20 protein-coding genes are annotated in these 20,266 nt (G+C 50.9%); 13 read left to right on the top strand and 7 right to left on the bottom strand.

Features of this window, described 5'->3' with window-relative positions; genetic code table 11:
- The first annotated feature begins 103 nt into the window (after positions 1-103).
- The 8 genes from typA to fabY all read left to right on the top strand — a co-directional run bounded on the left by typA (position 104) and on the right by fabY (position 8,228).
- Entirely contained in the window at positions 104-1,927 is a 1,824-nt protein-coding gene (gene typA / locus F0Q32_RS18715; protein ID WP_149464266.1) for a ribosome-dependent GTPase TypA, read from the top strand.
- Between the two features lie 221 nt (positions 1,928-2,148).
- The gene (locus F0Q32_RS18710; RefSeq protein ID WP_149464265.1) at positions 2,149-2,859 is read left to right on the top strand and encodes a GntR family transcriptional regulator; all 711 of its coding nucleotides are present in this window, start codon (positions 2,149-2,151) and stop codon (positions 2,857-2,859) included.
- A gap of 7 nt (positions 2,860-2,866) precedes the next feature.
- Complete coding sequence (locus F0Q32_RS18705) at positions 2,867-3,847, top strand: sugar phosphate isomerase/epimerase (RefSeq protein WP_149464264.1); 981 nt, start codon at positions 2,867-2,869, stop codon at positions 3,845-3,847.
- Positions 3,848-3,951: 104 nt separating this feature from the next.
- Positions 3,952-5,217 carry an MFS transporter gene (locus F0Q32_RS18700; protein WP_149464263.1) on the top strand — a complete coding sequence of 422 codons (1,266 nt, stop codon included), beginning with the start codon at positions 3,952-3,954 and terminating at the stop codon, positions 5,215-5,217.
- Positions 5,218-5,348: 131 nt separating this feature from the next.
- On the top strand, positions 5,349-5,948 hold the full coding sequence (yihX, locus tag F0Q32_RS18695) for a glucose-1-phosphatase (protein ID WP_015966555.1): 600 nt from the start codon (positions 5,349-5,351) through the stop codon (positions 5,946-5,948).
- Positions 5,942-6,808, top strand: a complete 867-nt coding sequence (locus tag F0Q32_RS18690) for a virulence factor BrkB family protein (RefSeq protein ID WP_149464262.1) — start codon at positions 5,942-5,944, stop codon at positions 6,806-6,808. Before yihX ends, F0Q32_RS18690 begins: the two co-directional genes overlap by 7 nt.
- The gene (gene dtd, locus F0Q32_RS18685) at positions 6,805-7,242 is read left to right on the top strand and encodes a D-aminoacyl-tRNA deacylase (protein WP_149464261.1); all 438 of its coding nucleotides are present in this window, start codon (positions 6,805-6,807) and stop codon (positions 7,240-7,242) included. Before F0Q32_RS18690 ends, dtd begins: the two co-directional genes overlap by 4 nt.
- Positions 7,243-7,286: 44 nt before the next feature.
- On the top strand, positions 7,287-8,228 hold the full coding sequence (gene fabY, locus F0Q32_RS18680) for a fatty acid biosynthesis protein FabY (RefSeq protein ID WP_188016886.1): 942 nt from the start codon (positions 7,287-7,289) through the stop codon (positions 8,226-8,228).
- 2 nt (positions 8,229-8,230) lie between these two features.
- Here fabY and F0Q32_RS18675 read toward each other — a convergent pair whose 3' ends face one another.
- From F0Q32_RS18675 to F0Q32_RS18665, 3 genes are all read right to left on the bottom strand, one after another.
- Complete coding sequence (locus tag F0Q32_RS18675; protein ID WP_370516892.1) at positions 8,231-8,620, bottom strand: type II toxin-antitoxin system HigA family antitoxin; 390 nt, start codon at positions 8,618-8,620, stop codon at positions 8,231-8,233.
- A gap of 59 nt (positions 8,621-8,679) precedes the next feature.
- On the bottom strand, positions 8,680-8,991 hold the full coding sequence (locus F0Q32_RS18670; protein ID WP_149464258.1) for a type II toxin-antitoxin system HigB family toxin: 312 nt from the start codon (positions 8,989-8,991) through the stop codon (positions 8,680-8,682).
- 96 nt (positions 8,992-9,087) lie between these two features.
- Entirely contained in the window at positions 9,088-9,996 is a 909-nt protein-coding gene (locus F0Q32_RS18665; RefSeq protein ID WP_149464257.1) for an alpha/beta hydrolase, read from the bottom strand.
- A 199-nt stretch (positions 9,997-10,195) separates the two neighbouring features.
- Here F0Q32_RS18665 and F0Q32_RS18660 point away from each other — a divergent pair, with 199 nt between their 5' ends.
- On the top strand, positions 10,196-10,417 hold the full coding sequence (locus F0Q32_RS18660; RefSeq protein ID WP_149464256.1) for a CopG family transcriptional regulator: 222 nt from the start codon (positions 10,196-10,198) through the stop codon (positions 10,415-10,417).
- Between the two features lie 76 nt (positions 10,418-10,493).
- Here F0Q32_RS18660 and fdhE read toward each other — a convergent pair whose 3' ends face one another.
- From fdhE to fdnG, 4 genes are read right to left on the bottom strand one after another with little or no spacing between them, the layout of a single operon-like run.
- Positions 10,494-11,423, bottom strand: a complete 930-nt coding sequence (fdhE, locus tag F0Q32_RS18655) for a formate dehydrogenase accessory protein FdhE (RefSeq protein WP_149464255.1) — start codon at positions 11,421-11,423, stop codon at positions 10,494-10,496.
- The gene (fdoI, locus tag F0Q32_RS18650; RefSeq protein WP_149464254.1) at positions 11,420-12,055 is read right to left on the bottom strand and encodes a formate dehydrogenase cytochrome b556 subunit; all 636 of its coding nucleotides are present in this window, start codon (positions 12,053-12,055) and stop codon (positions 11,420-11,422) included. Before fdoI ends, fdhE begins: the two co-directional genes overlap by 4 nt.
- The gene (gene fdxH / locus F0Q32_RS18645; RefSeq protein WP_149464253.1) at positions 12,052-12,954 is read right to left on the bottom strand and encodes a formate dehydrogenase subunit beta; all 903 of its coding nucleotides are present in this window, start codon (positions 12,952-12,954) and stop codon (positions 12,052-12,054) included. The genes fdoI and fdxH overlap by 4 nt, the downstream gene beginning before the upstream one ends.
- Positions 12,955-12,966: 12 nt before the next feature.
- Positions 12,967-16,017 (bottom strand): formate dehydrogenase-N subunit alpha, encoded by a 3,051-nt coding sequence (gene fdnG, locus F0Q32_RS18640; RefSeq protein WP_149464252.1) that lies wholly within the window; start codon positions 16,015-16,017, stop codon positions 12,967-12,969.
- Positions 16,018-16,479: 462 nt separating this feature from the next.
- On the opposite strand from fdnG, the gene fdhD reads away from it, so the two are divergent.
- From fdhD to F0Q32_RS18620, 4 genes are all read left to right on the top strand, one after another.
- Positions 16,480-17,274 carry a formate dehydrogenase accessory sulfurtransferase FdhD gene (gene fdhD, locus F0Q32_RS18635; protein ID WP_370516891.1) on the top strand — a complete coding sequence of 265 codons (795 nt, stop codon included), beginning with the start codon at positions 16,480-16,482 and terminating at the stop codon, positions 17,272-17,274.
- A gap of 135 nt (positions 17,275-17,409) precedes the next feature.
- Positions 17,410-18,444 (top strand): YiiG family protein, encoded by a 1,035-nt coding sequence (locus tag F0Q32_RS18630; protein ID WP_149464250.1) that lies wholly within the window; start codon positions 17,410-17,412, stop codon positions 18,442-18,444.
- Positions 18,445-18,586: 142 nt separating this feature from the next.
- A complete protein-coding gene (locus F0Q32_RS18625; RefSeq protein ID WP_015966529.1) occupies positions 18,587-18,799 on the top strand; it encodes a YdgH/BhsA/McbA-like domain containing protein in 213 nt (70 codons plus the stop codon).
- 478 nt (positions 18,800-19,277) lie between these two features.
- On the top strand, positions 19,278-20,258 hold the full coding sequence (locus tag F0Q32_RS18620) for a 6-phosphofructokinase (protein ID WP_149464249.1): 981 nt from the start codon (positions 19,278-19,280) through the stop codon (positions 20,256-20,258).
- Positions 20,259-20,266 lie beyond the last annotated feature (8 nt).

Genomic DNA, 20,266 nt, shown 5'->3' with positions numbered 1-20,266 from the left:
GAACTCTGCAATACTTGTTTGCGGAGGATGTTTGTGATCCTGTTTTGTACTGCGATTAATCCGTGTACAATAACGCGCTATTTCTAATGCCCGAGGCAAAGTTGTGATCGAAAATTTGCGTAACATCGCCATCATCGCGCACGTTGACCATGGTAAAACTACCCTGGTTGATAAGCTGCTGCAGCAATCCGGTACGTTTGATGCACGTGCCGAAACTCAAGAGCGTGTGATGGACTCCAACGATTTGGAGAAAGAGCGTGGGATTACCATCCTCGCGAAAAACACCGCTATCAAATGGAATGACTACCGTATCAACATCGTTGATACCCCAGGGCACGCCGACTTCGGTGGTGAAGTTGAACGTGTAATGTCCATGGTAGACTCCGTGCTGCTGGTCGTTGACGCATTTGACGGCCCGATGCCGCAGACGCGCTTCGTGACCAAGAAAGCCTTTGCCTATGGCCTGAAACCTATTGTTGTTATCAACAAAGTTGACCGCCCTGGTGCGCGTCCTGACTGGGTTGTTGACCAGGTATTTGACCTGTTCGTTAACCTTGATGCGACCGACGAACAGCTGGACTTCCCGATCGTTTACGCGTCTGCGCTGAACGGTATCGCGGGTCTGGATCACGAAGACATGGCAGAAGACATGACCCCGCTGTATCAGGCGATTGTTGACCATGTTCCTGCGCCGGACGTCGATCTCGACGGTCCTCTGCAGATGCAGATCTCCCAGCTGGATTACAACAGCTATGTGGGTGTTATCGGTATCGGCCGTATCAAACGCGGTAAAGTGAAACCGAACCAGCAGGTCACTATCATCGATAGCGAAGGCAAAACCCGTAACGGTAAAGTCGGTAAAGTACTGACCCACCTGGGTCTGGAACGTATCGACAGCGACATCGCTGAAGCTGGCGACATCATCGCTATCACCGGTCTGGGTGAGCTGAACATCTCTGACACCATTTGCGACACGCAAAATGTGGAAGCGCTGCCTGCCCTGTCCGTTGATGAACCGACCGTTTCTATGTTCTTCTGCGTAAACACCTCTCCGTTCTGCGGTAAAGAAGGTAAATACGTCACGTCTCGCCAGATCCTTGATCGTCTGAACAAAGAACTGGTCCACAACGTGGCGCTGCGCGTAGAAGAAACGCCGGATGCTGACGCATTCCGCGTGTCTGGTCGTGGTGAACTGCACCTGTCCGTTCTTATCGAAAACATGCGTCGTGAAGGTTTCGAAATGGCGGTTTCCCGTCCGAAAGTTATCTTCCGCGAAATCGATGGCCGTAAACAAGAGCCGTTCGAAAACGTCACGTTGGACGTTGAAGAACAACATCAGGGTTCTGTGATGCAGGCTCTGGGTGAGCGTAAAGGCGACCTGAAAAACATGAATCCAGATGGCAAAGGCCGCGTACGTCTCGACTACGTGATCCCAAGCCGTGGTCTGATCGGCTTCCGTTCAGAATTCATGACCATGACTTCCGGTACCGGTCTGCTGTACTCCACCTTCAGCCACTACGACGATATCCGTCCGGGTGATGTGGGTCAGCGCCAGAACGGTGTACTGATCTCTAACGGCCAGGGTAAAGCAGTTGCGTTCGCACTGTTCAGCCTGCAGGACCGCGGTAAGCTGTTCCTGGGTCACGGTGCAGAAGTGTACGAAGGCCAGATCATCGGTATTCACAGCCGTTCTAACGACCTGACTGTAAACTGCCTGACCGGTAAGAAACTGACCAACATGCGTGCGTCTGGTACAGACGAAGCAACGGTTCTGGTTCCGCCGGTTAAAATGACGCTGGAACAGGCTCTTGAGTTCATCGATGACGACGAACTGGTAGAAGTTACCCCAACTTCTGTCCGTATCCGTAAACGTCACCTGACCGAGAACGACCGTAAACGCGCAATGCGCGGTGCGAAAGAAGAGTAATCCTCCTCTTTAACGCATGAAAAACCTGCCAGCGATGGCAGGTTTTTTTTTGCCTTCACGTCATGGCAAGGGCCTTTTTATTCCCCTTTTAAATACGGGGTTACTGCTTAAGAGAGCTTTGTCACAATTATCCGCAAAGTTCTGCGGTGCTGTTTGCGTTCGTTTTCGCCGTGAGCGTAAGATGCATTATCTGGTTTAAACCAATAGGATTAAAACAAACAATGACGGAAAATCAGTCCACCGTTGAGAATGTCAAAGAGAAGTTAGATCGGTGGTTAAAAGATGACATTACCACGCCGGGCGGAAAGCTCCCCTCTGAAAGAGAGTTGTGCGAGCTGTTGGGCATCAAACGTATGACGCTGCGTCAGGCATTGTTGAGCCTTGAGGCGGAATCAAAAATCTTCCGCAAAGACCGTAAAGGCTGGTTCGTCACGCAACCGCGTTTTAATTACAGCCCCGAGCTATCGGCAAGCTTTCAACGCGCGGCCATTGAGCAGGGTAGAGAGCCTTCCTGGGGATTTACGGAGAAAACCCTGATTACGGACCTGCCGGAAATGCTACTGCCTCTGACGGCGGCGACGCCCTCTCAGGCGCTTTATCGCGTAACGGGGTGGGGCGCGCTGGAAGGCCATAAAGTCTTCTATCATGAAACGTATATCAATCCTGAAGTGGCGCCAGGCTTTATCGATCAACTTGAAAACCACTCTTTTTCCTCGGTTTGGGAAAAATGCTATCAAAAAGAGACCATCGTAAAAAAATTAGTGTTTAAACCCGTCAGAATGCCGGGCGATATCAGTAAACATCTGGGTGGCTCTGCCGGTATGCCTGCTATTTTAATTGAAAAGCACCGGGCCGACCGGAATGGCAATATTGTACAAGTAGACATTGAATATTGGCGGTTTGAGGCGGTTGACCTCATCATTAATCTGTAGGTGTTTTATGCTCACAATAAATAACGCAAGAAAAATTCTACAACGTGTCGATAATCTTCCTCTTTATCTGCATGCCTACGCATTTCATTTAAATATGCGTCTTGAACGTGTATTACCGGGTGACTTGCTGGATATTGCTTATGAGAATCAGCTACGCGGCGTCAAAATTCACGTCCTGGATGGCGAGCGCTTCTCACTGGAAAACATGAGTGATAGCGAACTTGCGGCCTTTGGCGAAAAAGCCCGCCAGCTCACTCTGGATGTGCATATCGAAACCAGTGCTTCTGATAAAAAAGCGATCGACCAGGCTGTCGGGATTGCATTAAAAACGGGCGCGTCATCGGTCCGTTTTTATCCGCGCTACGAAGGGCATTTGCAGCAAGTGATGTCGGTGATTGCCCGTGATATCGCGTACATTCGCGATACGTATCAGAACAGCGGATTAACCTTCACCCTGGAGCAGCATGAAGACCTGAAGAGCCACGAGCTGGCGACGCTTATTCAAGACAGCGGGATGAATTCTCTCTCCTTACTGTTTGATTTTGCAAACATGATTAACGCCAACGAACATCCTTTGGACGCGTTAAAAACCATGTCCCCGCATATCACCCAGGTGCATATTAAAGATGCGCTGATCGTCAATGAAGACGGCGGGCTGGGGCATAAAGCCTGTATTTCCGGGCAGGGTGACATGCCATTCAAAGATCTGTTAACCAACCTTATCTGCCTGGGTGATGAAGAACCGCAGGTGATGGCTTACGGCCTGGAAGAAGAGGTGGATTACTATGCTCCGGCATTTCGTTTTGAACACGAAGGTGATAACCCGTGGATCCCCTATCGTCAAATGAGTGAAACGCCATTACCTGAACAAAGTGCGCTGGACGCTCGGTTGAGTAAAGAAAAGCAGGATGCGGTGAATCAGATAAATTATGTTCGGAGCGTGTTGCAACAAATAAAACAAGAGGCGACGCATCTTCTAAATCACTAATAAGCTTTAAATTTATTAGCAGTTAATAAAAACCATCTTATAAGGATGGCCGGTATCCTATTGCCTTTTAAGACAGCGATTTAAAAAATCGCATAGGGGATGTTATGCTCACGAAAAAGAAATGGGCGTTATTTAGTCTGTTAACGCTCTGCGGCGGTACGATTTATAAATTACCTTCACTGAAAGATGCGTTTTATATTCCGATGCAGGAGTATTTCCATTTGACCAATGGTCAAATAGGTAATGCGATGTCGGTGAACTCATTTGTTACGACCATCGGCTTTTTCCTCTCAATCTATTTTGCCGACAAACTGCCGCGTAAATACACCATGTCTTTTTCGCTCATCGCGACGGGTTTACTGGGCGTTTATTTGACGACCATGCCGGGATACTGGGGCATCCTTTTTGTCTGGGCGCTGTTTGGTGTCACCTGCGACATGATGAACTGGCCGGTACTGCTGAAATCGGTAAGCCGGCTGGGTAACAGTGAACAGCAGGGCCGTCTGTTTGGTTTCTTTGAAACGGGGCGCGGCATCGTCGATACCGTTGTCGCATTCTCCGCACTGGCCGTCTTCGCCTGGTTCGGCAGTGGCTTATTGGGCTTCAAGGCGGGTATCTGGTTCTATTCCATCATCGTGATTGCCGTCGGCGTTATCATCTTCTTCGTGCTGAATGACAAAGAAGAGGCGCCGTCGGTTGAGGTGACAAAGGACGAAGACGCCAGCAAAAACACCAGCATGACGTCGGTTTTGAAAGACAAAACCATCTGGCTCATTGCCTTCAACGTCTTCTTTGTGTACGCGGTGTACTGCGGCCTGACGTTCTTCATTCCGTTCCTGAAAAACATCTACATGCTGCCCGTCGCGCTGGTGGGCGCGTATGGCATTATTAACCAGTACTGCCTGAAAATGATCGGCGGACCGGTTGGTGGCATGATTTCTGACAAAATCCTGAAATCACCCAGCAAATACCTGTGCTACACCTTTGTGATCAGCACCGTGGCACTGATTCTGCTGATTATGCTGCCGCATGAAAGCATGCCGGTTTATCTCGGCATGATGTGTACATTGGGCTTTGGCGCTATCGTCTTTACCCAGCGTGCCGTCTTCTTCGCGCCGATTGGTGAAGCGAAAATCGCCGAAAACCAGACCGGTGCTGCGATGGCGCTCGGCAGCTTCATCGGCTACGCCCCGGCGATGTTCTGCTTTAGCCTCTACGGCTACATTCTGGATTTAAACCCGGGGATCGTCGGCTACAAGATTGTGTTTGGCATCATGGCCTGCTTCGCCTTCTGCGGCGCGGTGGTCTCGGTGATGCTGGTTAAGCGCATTAGCCAGCGTAAGAAAGAGATGCTGGCGGCAGAGGCTTGATTCTACGTCCAAATGGGCCGCGCAAATTGGCGGCCTTTTCTCATATGCCTCACACTTATCCCGTTCACCTCATAGTCAAACTCCGCCTTTCCCGCTACAGTTAATTTTCCACGGCGAGAAAGGAGGCGAAAATGCTCTATATCTTTGATTTAGGTAATGTGATTGTCGATATCGACTTCAACCGTGTGTTCGGGACGTGGAGCGACCTCACCCGAGTGCCGCTGGCTACGCTCAAGCAGAGTTTTACCATGGGCGAAGCCTTCCATCAGCATGAACGGGGTGAAATCACCGATGAAGCATTTGCCGAAGCGATTTGTCATGAGATGGATCTCCCACTGAGCTATGAGCAGTTCTCCCACGGCTGGCAGGCGATTTTTGTTTCGCTGCGACCGGAGGTGATTGAGATCATGCATAAACTGCGCGAGCAGGGTCATCGTGTGGTGGTGCTCTCTAATACCAACCGTCTGCACACTACATTCTGGCCGGATGAATACCCGGAAATTCACGCCGCGGCGGACCATGTTTATCTGTCGCAAGAGATGGGGATGCGTAAACCGGAAGCGCGTATCTACCAGCGGGTGCTTGAAGCTGAAGGTTTTTCTGCCGCCGATACGGTCTTTTTTGATGATAATGCCGATAATATAGAGGGAGCCAATCAATTGGGGATCACCTCTATCCTGGTAACGGGTAAAGAGACGATACCTCGCTACTTTACGAAGCAGTTATGTTAAAAACCGTTCATCAAAAAACGATTCATCATACCCGGCCAATGGTGGCGTGGGGAAAGCTCCTCTGGCGACGCATCGACGAAGATAATATGACTACGCTGGCCGGTAATCTGGCCTATGTGTCGTTGCTCTCGCTGGTACCGCTGGTGGCCGTGGTTTTCGCGCTATTCGCCGCTTTTCCGATGTTTTCTGAGGTCAGCGTTCAGATTCGGCACTTTATCTTTGCCAACTTTATTCCGGCGACCGGTGATGTTATTCAGCGCTACATTGAGCAATTCGTCGCCAATTCTAACCGTATGACGGCAGTTGGCGCCTGCGGGCTTATCGTCACGGCGCTGCTGTTGATGTACTCCATCGATAGCGCGCTGAATACCATCTGGCGCAGCAAACGCGTCCGGCCAAAAGTCTACTCGTTTGCGATTTACTGGATGATCCTCACGCTTGGGCCATTGCTGGCGGGGGCTAGCCTCGCTATTAGCTCGTACCTGCTATCGCTGCGTTGGGCGAGTGAGTTTAATAGCGCGGTGGATAATGCATTACGTATCTTCCCGCTTCTGCTGTCGTGGATCTCCTTCTGGCTGCTCTACAGCGTGGTGCCGACGACGCGTGTGCCGAACCGCGATGCGATTATCGGCGCGCTGGTGGCGGCATTGCTTTACGAGCTCGGTAAAAAAGCTTTTGCGTTATACATCACCGCATTCCCTTCCTATCAGTTGATTTACGGCGTGCTCGCCGTCGTGCCTATCCTTTTTGTTTGGGTCTACTGGACCTGGTGTATCGTCTTGCTTGGGGCAGAAATAACTGTCACTCTCGGGGAATACCGAAAACTTAAAACAGAACAACAAGAAGCAGAACAACCATGATTGCATTGATTCAACGCGTAACCCGGGCCAGCGTCACCGTGGCGGATGAAGTGACGGGCGAAATCGGGCCAGGACTTTTAGTGTTATTAGGTGTCGAAAAGGATGACGACGAGCAAAAAGCTAACCGCCTGTGCGAGCGTGTGCTGGGTTATCGCATATTCAGTGATGCGGAAGGCAAGATGAATCTCAACGTGCAACAGGCGGGGGGAAGCGTGCTGGTGGTGTCGCAGTTTACGCTGGCGGCGGATACCGAACGCGGCATGCGTCCGAGTTTCTCTAAAGGCGCAGAGCCGCAGAGAGCAGAAGCGCTGTATGACTACTTTGTTGAACGTTGCCGCCAGCAAGAGATGAACACCCACACCGGACGATTCGCTGCCGATATGCAGGTATCGCTGGTCAATGATGGTCCCGTTACCTTCTGGTTGCAGGTATGAACCAACTTCCAGTAAGACTACGGGCGACAAAAGAGAGTGCTGCTATGTATCACCTTCGAGTGCCGCAAACGGAAGAAGAGTTAGACCGCTACTACCAGTTCCGCTGGGAAATGCTGCGTAAACCCCTTCATCAGCCGAAAGGTTCTGAGCGCGATGCCTGGGATGCGATGGCGCATCATCAAATGGTGGTGGATGAAGAGGGCAATCTGGTCGCGATCGGGCGTCTCTACATCAATGCCGATTTTGAAGCCTCGATTCGTTTTATGGCGGTGCACCCGTCCGTGCAGGATAAAGGCCTTGGTACGCTGATGGCGATGACGCTGGAGTCCGTCGCGCGTCAGGAAGGCGTGAAGCGCGTAACCTGTAGCGCGCGCGAAGATGCGGTCGAATTCTTTGCCAAGCTCGGATTCGTAAATCAGGGCGAAATCACTACGCCCACCACCACACCCATTCGCCATTTTCTGATGATAAAACCAGTAGCCTCGCTGGATGACATTCTGCATCGCGGAGACTGGTGCGGTCAGCTTCAGCAGGCCTGGTATGAGCACATCCCGCTCAGCGAAAAGATGGGCGTGCGTATTCAGCAGTATACCGGGCAGAAATTTATCACCACCATGCCCGAGACGGGCAATCAAAATCCGCACCATACGCTGTTTGCCGGCAGTCTGTTTTCTCTGGCGACGCTCACCGGTTGGGGGCTCATCTGGCTGATGCTGCGCGAACGCCACCTGGGTGGCACTATCATCCTTGCCGATGCGCATATTCGTTACAGTCATCCCATCAGCGGCAAGCCGCAGGCGGTAGCCGATCTCGGCTCACTGAGCGGCGATCTGGACCGGTTAGCGCGAGGGCGCAAAGCGCGCGTGCAGCTGCTGGTAGAGTTGTCCGGTGATGACAACCCTGGTGCCGTATTTGACGGGACTTTCATTGTGCTCCCCGCGAAGCCGTTTGGCGCATTCGAGGAAGGGGGGAATGAGGAGGAGTAGCCTCAATCGATAAAAGTTTCGGCAGGGAGGTTAAAACGTTCTGAAAGGGCTTTGATATGTCGAACGGTTAGCGATCTGCGGCCATTGAGGATGTTGCTGATATTGGATTTTGAACCCAGCTCATTGGCTAAATCAGCGGGTTTAAGCCCATTTTGATCCATCAGCGTGCGTAGCATCGCAACGCCGCCAGGCGTATCGTTCAGCACATTGTTGAGATGTGAAAATTCAGGAGCATGCTGTTCATACTGATGGATTTTTGACGAGAGTAGCTCAAATAAAGGGTTGTCTATCTGGTCTCGATCAACAAGAAATTCAATGAGTTCCAGTGCCTTAAGGTATTCTCTCTCATTACTCGTCTTTCCCATTAAGGGAATGGACTGCAATGCCAGCATAAAGGCATTCACTAACTCCTCGGCATGTCCATTATTCAGCACCTGAGTATGCCTCATCTTCATTCTTTATGACCTCGATAGAAGTGATTCAGTCTTTCATATTCCAGATGGGTGACAATATGCTCTACGAAAAGCTTCTGGAGCCTGAAATCGATGTAGGCGATGAGCCTCAGATGATTACCGGCGATATCGATGACCCACCATTTGTTTCTGTATTTAAAGTTATCCAGTGAAGTGAGCTGCTCTCGCATTTCGAGCGGTGTATTGAAGCTTCTCTTTTCGAGTACACTTAATAAGTCTGCTATCGCTTGAGCGCAATGCGGAAAATGCTCTATCGCCTCATTGAAAGGCTTTCGGCTGATAACGTGCATGCTTCAGTTTCCCTACTGAAGTTTTCAACCTGAAAACAGTGTAACGCGAAATACGATGTTTTCAAGTTGAAAACAGATTGAAGTCTGTATCCGGAATTACCTCCCCACCCGGTACGCCACATCCCTCACTGCATCTCTTGCCGCGAGGCTGATTCCACCTAACTGAAAGAAGCCATGAATCACCCCAAGATACTGCTGGCAAGTGCACGCCACGCCTTGTTCCGTCATTCGCTGATACAGCGCCTTACCTTCATCGCATAACGGGTCAAATTCTGCGGTGATGATATGCACGGACGGCAGGCCGCTGAAATCATCTCGCCACAGCGGGCTGGCCTCCGGATGGCGTCGATCGACGCCCGGTAAATAGATTTCATATCCGCTCAGCAGCGTGTCGCGGGTAATGATGTAATCCTTTCCGTTGCGGACATAGCTTTCGAAATGAGCAGTCGCATCCACCATGGGGTAAATCAGGATAAGTTGGCTGGGCAGCCAGCTTCCGGCTGCTTTGAGTCTCAGCGCTGTGACCAGCGCCAGATGCCCGCCAGCACTATCGCCAGCCAGAGTAATGTGATCTTTATCTACGCCAAATAGCTCGGCATGTTGCCATACCAGTTCCGCTCCCCGTTGGGCATCATCATGCGCGGCAGGAAAGGTGTGTTCAGGCGCTAATCGATACTGCACCGCAATTACCCGGCACCCGCCATACACCGCCAGCTGACGCAGCTGATTATCATGCGTAGCAAAGCTGCCGCTGATAAAACAGCCGCCGTGGTAGTAGATAACCGTTGGAAGATGCGCCGGGCTTTGCAGTGGCGAATAGACGCGAAACGTCATCTCTTCCAGCTCAATAGTCTGGATAGAGACGAATGACTCCGTTTCACCCGCCAGGACCGTACTGGCGAGATAGCTTGCCCTCCGGTCATCAATACTCTGCTGTCGTGAAGAGGGGCGGCCTGCGGCAATAAACGCCTCAACCTGCTCAGCGATACCTTTTTCCAGCACCATGTTGAATTCCTTTTTGCTGTATGAATGTACAGTTTATACGCTGGCTTTTGACGGATAGAAAGAGGGGGAAGGTAATAAGTATGAATTTTGGAAAGCGGCTCGCAGAAGGGAAAAGTCCACGGAATACCCTCTTCTCTCTGCAATCTACCGGGTGTAGATTGCTTGTGTTTTATTCAAATAGTGATTTGCTGGGGTCTATATGGACGTGAAAACTAAACTCGATTTATCAAACAAAACAATTAAACGACTGGCTTATCTTAAAGCACAACGTAATTGTAGCTATGCGGATCTAATGCGGGAGGCCGCTGAACAATATCTGGAAAGACAGTTGAATATCGCTAGCTCCGACGCATCTGGCTTGTGGCAGGGATGTGAAGAAGACGGCATTGAATTTCAGAACAAACTTCGAGAAGAGTGGTAACGGTGCAAGCCCTTGCGTCTTTACATCTTAAGCACGCGAAATCGGGCGACTCGCGCCGCCCGACAGTGCAGAGGGCTTACTCCCCCTCTCCCGGGAACAGGAATGGGTTAATAGAGCTGCGGGCGAACCCTTCTTGCTCCATACGCGCATCCAGCACCAGTGAGGCGAGGTCGTCGGCAACGGCTTCTACTTTCGGGTCTTTTTCCTGATACAGAATCTTCAGGTAAGTGCCGCAGTCGCCGCAGCTTTCCGCTTTGATAGCGGCCTGCTCGTTATCAAGAGACCAGTAGTGCAAATCGCGGCTCTGCTCGCAGTTGCTGCATTTCACGCGCACCACGTGCCACTCGGTTTCACACAGGTTGCAGTGCAGATAACGCAGGCCCTGCGTCGTACCAATTTGCACCATGCTGGAAACGGGCATTGAGCCACACACCGGGCAGTACTGGCGCTGTTCGCCATATTCTGCGCGGGCTTTGCCAGGGATCAGGCTGGCCATTTGCGCCCAGTAGAGCGACAAGGCTGCCCAGATAAACGGCGCTTTATCGCTGCTCACTGACGCAAAGTCTGACGCAAACAGCGCGCTGGCCATCTGCTCCAGTTCCTGCTCAGACGCTTTTTCCAGATTCTCGATAACCGCTAACGCCGGCCCGGTCATTTCCGGTTTCAGCTCGGCAATCATCGAGTGCAGCAGGGTATGCCAGTGCTTATCGCGCGGCAGAACGTGAATATCCAGCGGCGGTTTGCCCTGGTCGTTCGCTTCTTTGATGCGCGCGGTAAGGTCCATCTGTAACGGATGGTCGTACAGCACCACTTCCTGCGCGTGGGCAATCAGCGCGGCGAAGCGCAGGTAATCACCCAGCGGATTGTTCTCGGCCAGCTCGCGCAGACGATCGGCGCGGCGGTTGTAGAGGTTCTTGAGTCTGGGGAATAACAACGGCGGAATGTACTCCGCCGTGCGTTTCTCGCTCGAACCCAGCTCATCTTGCGGGATTATGCGAATACTCATTCAGATGACTTTTCCTGTTTCTGGCGGACTTCACGGTACCAGCGCGGGTGATGTTTCTTCGCCCACGTACTGGTAACCCATCCTTCCACCATCGCGGTAATGGTGCCTTTCACCCAAAGGGCGGCGTAGATATGCACCATGATAACCACAATTAACGCTACTGCGGCAAATGAATGCAGCATTAACGCAAATCGGATCACCGGGATTGAGAAAGCAGGCGCAAAGTACGGACGCCAGATAATCACACCGCTTACCAGCAGCAGGACCAGGAAGATAATCGCCGCCCAGAATACGCATTTCTGACCGAAGTTATAACGCCCGGTGTCACCCACTTCCTCGTTGACGACGATCTTACGAATATTCTTCGCCCAAAAGATATCATCCCGATTGATTAGATTGTGGTGCCAGTAGCGGAAAAACATGATGATAAACGAGGCAAACATGATGACGCCCACGAACGGGTGCAGAATACGCGCCAGTTGCGGTGTCCCCATAATTTGCATCAGCCAGTTGAAGGAGGGGAAAAAGAACCCCAGCCCGCTCACCGCCGCCAGGATGAAGCAGAAGGCGGTGACCCAGTGGTTGATACGTTCCGGCGCGGTGTAGCGCACGATGGTGTCACGTCGTTTCATTTGCGCACCTCGTCTTTCTCTTCATGCAGATTGTCTTCTTCCTCTTCCGCACGGTTCGGGCCGACACCGACGTAGTGGAAGATGCTCGCTGCAAACGTTGCGGCAAAACCGACCGCTGCCAGTGGTTTCCAGATACCTTTCCAGAATTTCACCGTGGCGCTGATTTCCGGGTTCTCCGGCAGGCCGTGGTACAGATTCGGCTTGTCGGCGTGGTGCAGCACGTACATCACGTGTGTACCGCCAACGCCCGCTGGATCGTACAGCCCGGCGTTTTCGTAACCGCGGGTATTCAGCTCGGCGACGCGCTCGCCCGCCAGCGCTTTCATATCCTCTTTAGAGCCAAAGTGGATAGCGCCGGTTGGGCAGGTTTTCACGCAGGCAGGTTCCTGCCCGACGTTCACGCGGTCAACGCACAGCGTACATTTGTAGACGCGGTTGTCTTCCGGGTTCAGTCGCGGCACGTTGAACGGGCAACCCGCGATGCAGTAGCCGCAGCCGATGCACTGCTCAGACTGGAAATCGACGATACCGTTGGCATACTGAATAATCGCCCCTTCCGCCGGGCACGCCTTCAGGCAGCCAGGATCCGCGCAGTGCATACAGCCGTCTTTGCGGATAAGCCATTCCAGTTTGTCGTTCTGCTCCACTTCCGAGAAACGCATCACCGTCCAGGATTTGGCGGTCAGATCCGCCGGGTTGTCGTACACCCCGACGTTGCTGCCGATCTCATCACGGATGTCGTTCCACTCTGAGCACGCCACCTGACAGGCTTTACAGCCGATACAGGTGGTCACGTCAATGAGCTTCGCCACTTCCTGCTGGTGGTCCCGCGCCTGAGGCGCGGGGGTGAAACCGTTAGTCGCGGAACGACGGATGATGTCTTGAGATTGATAAGCCATAGGTCGTCTCCGTTACACCTTTTCCACGTTTACGAGGAAGGACTTAAACTCCGGCGTCTGCGTGTTCGCATCACCGACGAATGGCGTTAACGTATTGGCAATAAAGCCTTTTTTAGCAACACCTTCGTAGCCCCAGTGGATTGGAATACCGATGGTATCGATATCTTTCCCGTCCGCTTTCAGCGTGCGAATACGTTTGGTCACCACCGCCTTGGCCTTGATGTAGCCACGGTTAGAGGACACCTTCACGGTATCGCCATGGGCGATGCCGAGTTTATTCGCCAGCTTCTCGCCAATCTCCACGAACTGTTCCGGCTGGGCGATGGCATTAAGCAGCGCATGCTTGGTCCAGTAGTGGAAGTGCTCGGTCAGACGATAGGTGGTGCCCACATACGGGAACTTATCGGCTTTACCCAGCGCTTCTGCGTCGCCTTTAAAGATACGGGCGGCAGGGTTGGAGATAACGTTCGGGTGCAGCGGGTTGGTCCCCAGCGGCGTCTCAAACGGCTCGTAGTGTTCCGGGAACGGACCTTCCGCCATCTTATCGAGGGCAAACAGGCGACCCATCCCTTCCGGCTGCATGATGAACGGCCCAACGTTGCTGCCAGGTGCGGCGGCACTGTAGTCAGGAATATCCATCCCGCCCCATTTCGCGCCATCCCATTTCAGGATCTGACGTTTTGGATCCCACGGATTACCCTGCGGGTCAGCAGAGGCACGGTTATACAGAATGCGGCGGTTGAGCGGCCACGCCCATGCCCAGCCGAGCGTATTACCGAGGCCTGACGGGTCAGCGTTATCGCGACGCGCCATCTGGTTGCCTTCTGGCGTCCAGCTACCGGCGAAGATCCAGCAACCGCTTGAGGTGGTGCCGTCATCGCGCAGATGGGCGAACGTACTGAGTAACTGGCCTTTTTTCACCAGCACTGCACCGGTTGCCGGGTCGATAATATCGGCCAGCGCTTTCCCGTTGCTTTCCATCGCCACTTCTTCGGACTTCGGTTCATGCGGCGTAGAGTAGTTCCACGTCATGCTCAGCACCTGTTCCGGGTTCGCGCCGCCCTGTTCGGCATACATCTTGCGCAGACGCAGGAAGATACCGGCAAGGATCTCGCCATCGGTGATGGATTCGCCCGGGCCGTCAGCGCCTTTCCAGTGCCACTGCAACCAGCGGCCAGAGTTGACTATAGAGCCGTTCTCTTCCGCGAAGCAGGTAGAAGGCAGACGGAACACTTCGGTCTGAATCTTCGAGGGATCGACATCGTTCGACTCACCGTGGTTCTGCCAGAAGGTAGAGGTCTCGGTATTGAGCGGATCGATGGTCACCAGGAACTTCAGTTTCGACAGTGATGCGACCACTTTGTTTTTGTTCGGGAACGACGCCACCGGGTTAAAGCCCTGGCAGATATAGCCGTTCACCAGACCCTGATTCATCATCTCGAAATATTGCAGAACGTCGTAGCCTTTGTCCCACTTAGGCAGCAGGTCGAAGCCCCAGTCGTTCTCTTTCGTCGCTTTGTCGCCAAAGAAGGCTTTCATCATCGAGACGAAGAATTTCGGGTAGTTGCCCCAGTAGTTCACCTGGCCTTCCAGCAGCGGTTTAGGCGTGTTGGCGGCAAGGTAGGTTTGCAGGTCGGTTTGTTTCTCGCTTGGCAGCGTCATGTAGCCAGGCAGGCTTTGTGACAGTAAACCAAGGTCGGTCAGACCCTGAATGTTGGAGTGACCGCGCAGGGCGTTCACGCCACCGCCCGCCATCCCCATGTTGCCGAGCAGCAACTGGATCATCGCCATGGTGCGGATGTTCTGCGCGCCAATGGAGTGCTGCGTCCAGCCGAGGGCATACAGGAACGACGCGGTTTTATCATGCGCGCTGGTTTCTGCGATGTACTCGCAGACTTTCAGGAAGTCGGCTTTCGGCGTACCACAAATCTGCTCAACCACTTCCGGCGTATAACGCGAAATGTGCTTTTTCAGCAGGTTCCACACACAACGTGGGTGTTGCAAGGTGGTATCGCGTTTGGCAAAGCCGTTTTCATCCAGCTCGTAGTTCCAGCTGGTTTTATCGTACTTGCGTTTTTCCGCGTCGTAGCCGGTGAACAGGCCATCTTCAAAGCCAAAATCTTCACGCACGATCAGGCTGGCGTTGGTATAGGCTTCGGTGTATTCACGGTTGAATTTTTCGTTGTTCAGCAGGTACAGCATAACGCCCGACAGGAACGTAATGTCAGTACCGGAACGGATCGGCGCATAGAAGTCGGCCACCGACGCCGTACGCGTGAAACGAGGATCGATCACAATCAGCTTCGCGCCGTTGTGAATTTTCGCTTCCATCGCCCAGCGGAACCCTACAGGGTGAGCTTCAGCGGCGTTACCGCCCATCACCACGATCAGGTTGGCGTTCTTGATGTCGACCCAGTGGTTGGTCATCGCACCGCGACCAAATGTTGGAGCAAGACTTGCTACCGTTGGTCCGTGTCAGACACGCGCCTGGTTGTCGACCGCGAGCATACCCAGCGCGCGGGAGAATTTCTGTGTTAAATAGCCGGTTTCATTGCTCGACGCGGATGCGCACAGCATCCCGGTGGAGAGCCAGCGGTTAACGGTCACGCCTTCGGCATTCTGTGCAACGTAGTTGGCGTCGCGGTCTTCTTTCATCAGTTTCGCGATGCGGTCGAATGCCTCATCCCAACTGATTTTCTGCCATTTATCGGAGCCAGGCGCGCGATATTCCGGGAATTTCAGGCGGCTTTCGGAGTGGATAAAATCCACCAGGCCAGCGCCTTTCGGGCAGAGCGCACCACGGTTTACCGGATGATCCGGGTCACCTTCGATATGGAAAATGGACGCTTTAGCGTTTTTTGCGCCATCGCCGAGGCTGTACATCAACAGCCCACAGCCGACGGAACAATATGTGCAGGTGTTACGGGTTTCACGGGTGCGCAGCAGCTTATATTGCCGCGTTTCCGCCAGTGCAACGCTGGGGGCAAATCCCAGCGCTGCTGCCGTGGTGCCTGCCATACCGCCAGCGCAGATCTTAAAGAACTGCCTTCTGCTGACCTGCATGGTTCGCTCCTTGTTTCGACATTGTCATTGCTTGTAATTTTTCTTCGCCGCGTGCGCCGCAAAGATGCTGAATAGTTAGCGTCCTCAGTTCCTGGAGGACGTTGAATCAGAATACCACAATTTCGGTAGGCTTGTTCCAATGCGGTTAACGGCGGGTGAACAGAATTTGCGCGCATTAACATTGAATTGTGATAATGATCGCATTTAAAGCGAATTACGCGCAAAAAATACCATGCGTTTAACGTGGTTAACCCATTGGTGGTAATTATCTTTTCATCGGTTTTTTGATCCGAAAGGATGAGCGAAACTGAAGATTGAGTGTTATTGCACCAGAAACTTGATCCATAATAAGCCCTGATTCCCTCCGGATGTGATGGAATAGACACCTCTCCTTTTCCGTCGTTGTTCAGAGTATTTGCCGTGTTTAATTTTAAAGATGAAGTCAAACCATCGTCGCAACTTATCGGTGCCGTCGAGCGTTCTGTCTTCAGAAGGCCACAGATTATGCAACCTACTCAGGATATTCTTGCTGAAGAAATTCCCGTTGCGTTGGTCTACAACGGCATCTCTCACGTCGTAATGATGGCGACGCCGAAAGATCTGGAAGCTTTTGCTATTGGTTTTTCGCTTTCAGAAGGCATCATTGAGCACCCACGGGAAATTTTTGGTATCGAAGTCACACAGGCCTGCAACGGCCTGGAAGTGCAGATCGATCTCTCCAGCCGCCGTTTTATGGGCCTTAAAGAGCGCCGTCGTGCGCTGGCCGGGCGTACTGGCTGCGGTGTCTGCGGCGTTGAGCAGCTCAACGACATCGGCAAACCCATCAAGCCGTTGCCTTTTACCCAAACGTTTGACCTTTCACATCTCGATCATGCGCTCAGACATTTAAATGATGTGCAGCCCGTAGGCCGCGAAACCGGCTGTACGCACGCGGCGGCGTGGGTCATGCCCTCGGGCGAACTGGTGGGTGGGCATGAAGATGTGGGCCGTCACGTAGCGCTCGATAAACTGCTGGGTCATCGCGCGAAAGAGGGTGACCTTTGGCAACACGGCGCTGCGCTGGTTTCCAGCCGCGCCAGCTATGAGATGGTGCAGAAATCTGCCATGTGCGGCGTCGAGATCCTGTTTGCGGTTTCTGCTGCGACGACGCTTGCCGTGGAAGTGGCCGAACGCTGCAACCTGACGCTGGTGGGTTTTTGCAAACCTGGCAGAGCGACGATTTACACGCATCCGCAGCGATTAATTGCTGGCGAGTAATTATTGGTGATAAATATATTAGTTATAATGAATATTGAATTCAGTATTTATTATGATTGATATTTTTCAATAAATTCCTTTCCCTTTTAAATAACCTTATAATTTATTTTTACTCTTTATTTATAAGGTTTTTTAATGAAAAGGAATTTATTATCATCGGTTATTATTGCTGCGTTGATTTCCACCAGTCTGGTTGCCTGTGATGACAACAAAGAGGATAAGCCTGCTACCCAGTCCACAGAACAAGCCGCAGAAAAAACGGAATCTCCTGCATCATCGGCACCAGAGTTCGATAGTAATACAGTATTGAACCAAAAACTTAACGTATATATTGAGTGTTATAACACTCTACAGACTGCGATTAATCGGAACGTTCATGGTTATGCCGATAAGCTAGCTGATTTCCGTGCCGGGCCAACCGGGCAGGAGCCTAACCTCTCTCTTATGGGGCCAGTCTATCCCGCGTTTATTTCGGATTGCCGTAACGATATTAAAAGAGTTGCTCAACTTAAGCCGAATTTTGAACCTCTGGATTCCGCTGCTTTGGCCTTCAGTGATGCTGCGCCAGCACTGGCAACCACGATCAACGACATGAATAAGTACTACGACCAGCAGGATTATAAAGATGATAGTTTTGCAGGCGCGAAAGCATTCCATAAAAAGTTTATAAGCCAATACGATGCCTTCGGTCCGATTGCTAAAAATTATATAGAAAATATTAATATTATGAGTCGGGAACGTTCTGTTAATGACATAAAAGCTACGGAACAAAAAGAGGGTAAATCGATTAAATATTATACGTTATTAACGATTCTGGAGGCAGAGACGATTAATGATGGTGTATACCGTGACGATTTTGATGTGGCTTCTGTATCGAAACAACTTGCTGATTTTGGTGACCACATCAAGCAACTGAGTGAAAAAGTGAATGCAGATATCGACAAGCACCGCAGTTTCCCGGGCTACATTTCCGAACTGGAAAAATTCCAGGCGGCCGTGAAAAAACGTCTTCGTCGCGTTAGAGATAAAGTGGCTTATGATGAGCATGATACCTATATGATCAACAATGGAAATAGTCGACTGGTTGAAGGCACGCATGCCGCGGTTGTGGATGCCTATAACGATTTAATCGACACCTACAACAGTTACCATCTTGAACGTGAGTTCTGATGTCTGGTGTGCCAGAGTGCTTCAAATAAATTGAATTACTCTGGCAAATCCTTCCGCTTTCAGTCGGTGATGAATCGACCTATCATTTATCACATCAAGGCACGGTGCCTTACTCAAACAACTAAGTGAAAGGGTTTATATCATGAAAAGCATCAAAACTTTTGTCGCTGTTATCGCTCTGTCTGCTTCTTTTGGTTCTTTCGCTGCACAGACTGTTTCTGCAACCGCCTCTACGCTGGACAGCGCTGAAGCGAAAATCGCCGCCAAAGCAGAACAAGCTGGCGCATCGTCTTACAAAATTACTCAGGCCTTTACCGGTAACCGCGTGCACATGACCGCAGAACTGAATAAATAAGCCAACGTTATTGTCGAAAGAGCGCCCTCGGGGCGCTTTTTTTTGTTTATGTTGAGCGCGCATTACAACACGGGGACAAATGACAATTTGTGCAGATGCCGTATGCGTTTTGTGCGTGCTGCGACAGTCCCACAGTTAACGTGCACCGAAGTTAAATACCCTTCCACTTCCTTTCCATAATAAAATGCGGTCAGTATCACAAATTTTTACTCTCATAAAACTCGATCAGCCTAATAAAATATCGTTCAAACAAACCCCTTCAATTTATTCAGTAACCAACTGAAAAACAAAAGAATAAATAATTAAACTTCATTGTGCTCATCTTTTTTTGTGAGATGCTTATCACAAAAAATGTTTAAAAAACATCCATGTCAATATTAGGTATCGACAAAAATATAAGCATATTGTGATCTTCGTTGCAAATATGCACCTTGAAGTCAGGGAAAAATGTTTTCACAGAAAGTCTGGAGGAAACACGATGAAAATCGGTATTGTCATTAGTGGTGGAGATGTATCTGGTATCAATAATTTCATATACCAGATTGCGAAGCTGGCAAACGCAGAAATTACTCTTTTTAATGGGGGTATTCCTGGGCTGCTGGAGAAAAATCACCATGATGTGGCATGGCGAGACTTAGTTGATTTCTCCGTTGCGTCTATTCCGTTGATCACATCCGGGAGGACGACCAGAAGATTACTGCGTAGTGAATATGAGGCGATCGCCAGAAAAATAAAATCACTGCGTATTGATGTATTGATTATGGCTGGTGGGGATGGAAGTCTACAGTTTCTCAATATATTAAGTGAGTTTGATATCAATTGTTTTGGTGTAGGAATGACAATTGATAATGATGTATATGGGAGTGACTACACCATTGGTTTTTCAACCGCTTGTGAGCAAATTATTAAGGAGGTTTCGCGGTTAAGAAATACAGGAAGAGCATTGCCTGGGCGTGTTTTTATGGTAGAACTTTTAGGCGGTTACTGCGGCGAGTTAACGTTACAGTCTGCTATCAAAAGCAATGCTGATATTGCTCTCATTCCGGAATCCCAGATGCCACTTGAAACGTTAGCTGAGCGTGTAAAACTGAGATTAAGTCATCAAAATAGTGTAATTATTCTCTGTTCCGAAGGTTATACCAGGGAATACTCTCCGGGATTTCAGGGAGCAATAGATACGATGATTAAACAGCTTGAACCGCTGATCGGTGTTCGAATTCGCAAAACTATCGTTGGTTACGGTTTGCGAAATGGTGACCCGACGTGTGAGGAGATCTATCAGGGAACTATCATGGCAAGCGAAGTCGTTCGATGCATTCAAACTGGGATGAAAAATAAAGCCATTATTATTAATTCTAGCAACAAACCTATTCCGATAGATTTAGTAAGTATGAAAAAACGACTGGTAGATACAGAAGGACATCGTTATAAATTAGCCAAACAACTCAATATTATTTGAGGAGACCT

This window comes from Pseudocitrobacter sp. 73 (assembly GCF_008369545.1).
In the GTDB taxonomy this organism is placed as follows: domain Bacteria; phylum Pseudomonadota; class Gammaproteobacteria; order Enterobacterales; family Enterobacteriaceae; genus Pseudocitrobacter; species Pseudocitrobacter vendiensis.
Note: the sequence above shows the minus strand (reverse complement) of the source record. Positions and strands in the feature narration are given on the sequence as shown.

What these genes read in the sequence shown, in the direction of transcription:
- F0Q32_RS18710 (WP_149464265.1), top strand. Translation starts at nt 2,149, where the DNA reads ATGACGGAAAATCAGTCCACCGTTGAGAATGTCAAAGAGAAGTTAGAT.
- F0Q32_RS18705 (WP_149464264.1), top strand. Translation starts at nt 2,867, where the DNA reads ATGCTCACAATAAATAACGCAAGAAAAATTCTACAACGTGTCGATAAT.
- F0Q32_RS18700 (WP_149464263.1), top strand. Translation starts at nt 3,952, where the DNA reads ATGCTCACGAAAAAGAAATGGGCGTTATTTAGTCTGTTAACGCTCTGC.
- yihX (WP_015966555.1), top strand. Translation starts at nt 5,349, where the DNA reads ATGCTCTATATCTTTGATTTAGGTAATGTGATTGTCGATATCGACTTC.
- F0Q32_RS18690 (WP_149464262.1), top strand. Translation starts at nt 5,942, where the DNA reads ATGTTAAAAACCGTTCATCAAAAAACGATTCATCATACCCGGCCAATG.
- dtd (WP_149464261.1), top strand. Translation starts at nt 6,805, where the DNA reads ATGATTGCATTGATTCAACGCGTAACCCGGGCCAGCGTCACCGTGGCG.
- fabY (WP_188016886.1), top strand. Translation starts at nt 7,287, where the DNA reads ATGTATCACCTTCGAGTGCCGCAAACGGAAGAAGAGTTAGACCGCTAC.
- F0Q32_RS18675 (WP_370516892.1), bottom strand. Translation starts at nt 8,620, where the DNA reads ATGCTGGCATTGCAGTCCATTCCCTTAATGGGAAAGACGAGTAATGAG.
- F0Q32_RS18670 (WP_149464258.1), bottom strand. Translation starts at nt 8,991, where the DNA reads ATGCACGTTATCAGCCGAAAGCCTTTCAATGAGGCGATAGAGCATTTT.
- F0Q32_RS18665 (WP_149464257.1), bottom strand. Translation starts at nt 9,996, where the DNA reads ATGGTGCTGGAAAAAGGTATCGCTGAGCAGGTTGAGGCGTTTATTGCC.
- F0Q32_RS18660 (WP_149464256.1), top strand. Translation starts at nt 10,196, where the DNA reads ATGGACGTGAAAACTAAACTCGATTTATCAAACAAAACAATTAAACGA.
- fdhE (WP_149464255.1), bottom strand. Translation starts at nt 11,423, where the DNA reads ATGAGTATTCGCATAATCCCGCAAGATGAGCTGGGTTCGAGCGAGAAA.
- fdoI (WP_149464254.1), bottom strand. Translation starts at nt 12,055, where the DNA reads ATGAAACGACGTGACACCATCGTGCGCTACACCGCGCCGGAACGTATC.
- fdxH (WP_149464253.1), bottom strand. Translation starts at nt 12,954, where the DNA reads ATGGCTTATCAATCTCAAGACATCATCCGTCGTTCCGCGACTAACGGT.
- F0Q32_RS18630 (WP_149464250.1), top strand. Translation starts at nt 17,410, where the DNA reads ATGAAAAGGAATTTATTATCATCGGTTATTATTGCTGCGTTGATTTCC.
- F0Q32_RS18625 (WP_015966529.1), top strand. Translation starts at nt 18,587, where the DNA reads ATGAAAAGCATCAAAACTTTTGTCGCTGTTATCGCTCTGTCTGCTTCT.
- F0Q32_RS18620 (WP_149464249.1), top strand. Translation starts at nt 19,278, where the DNA reads ATGAAAATCGGTATTGTCATTAGTGGTGGAGATGTATCTGGTATCAAT.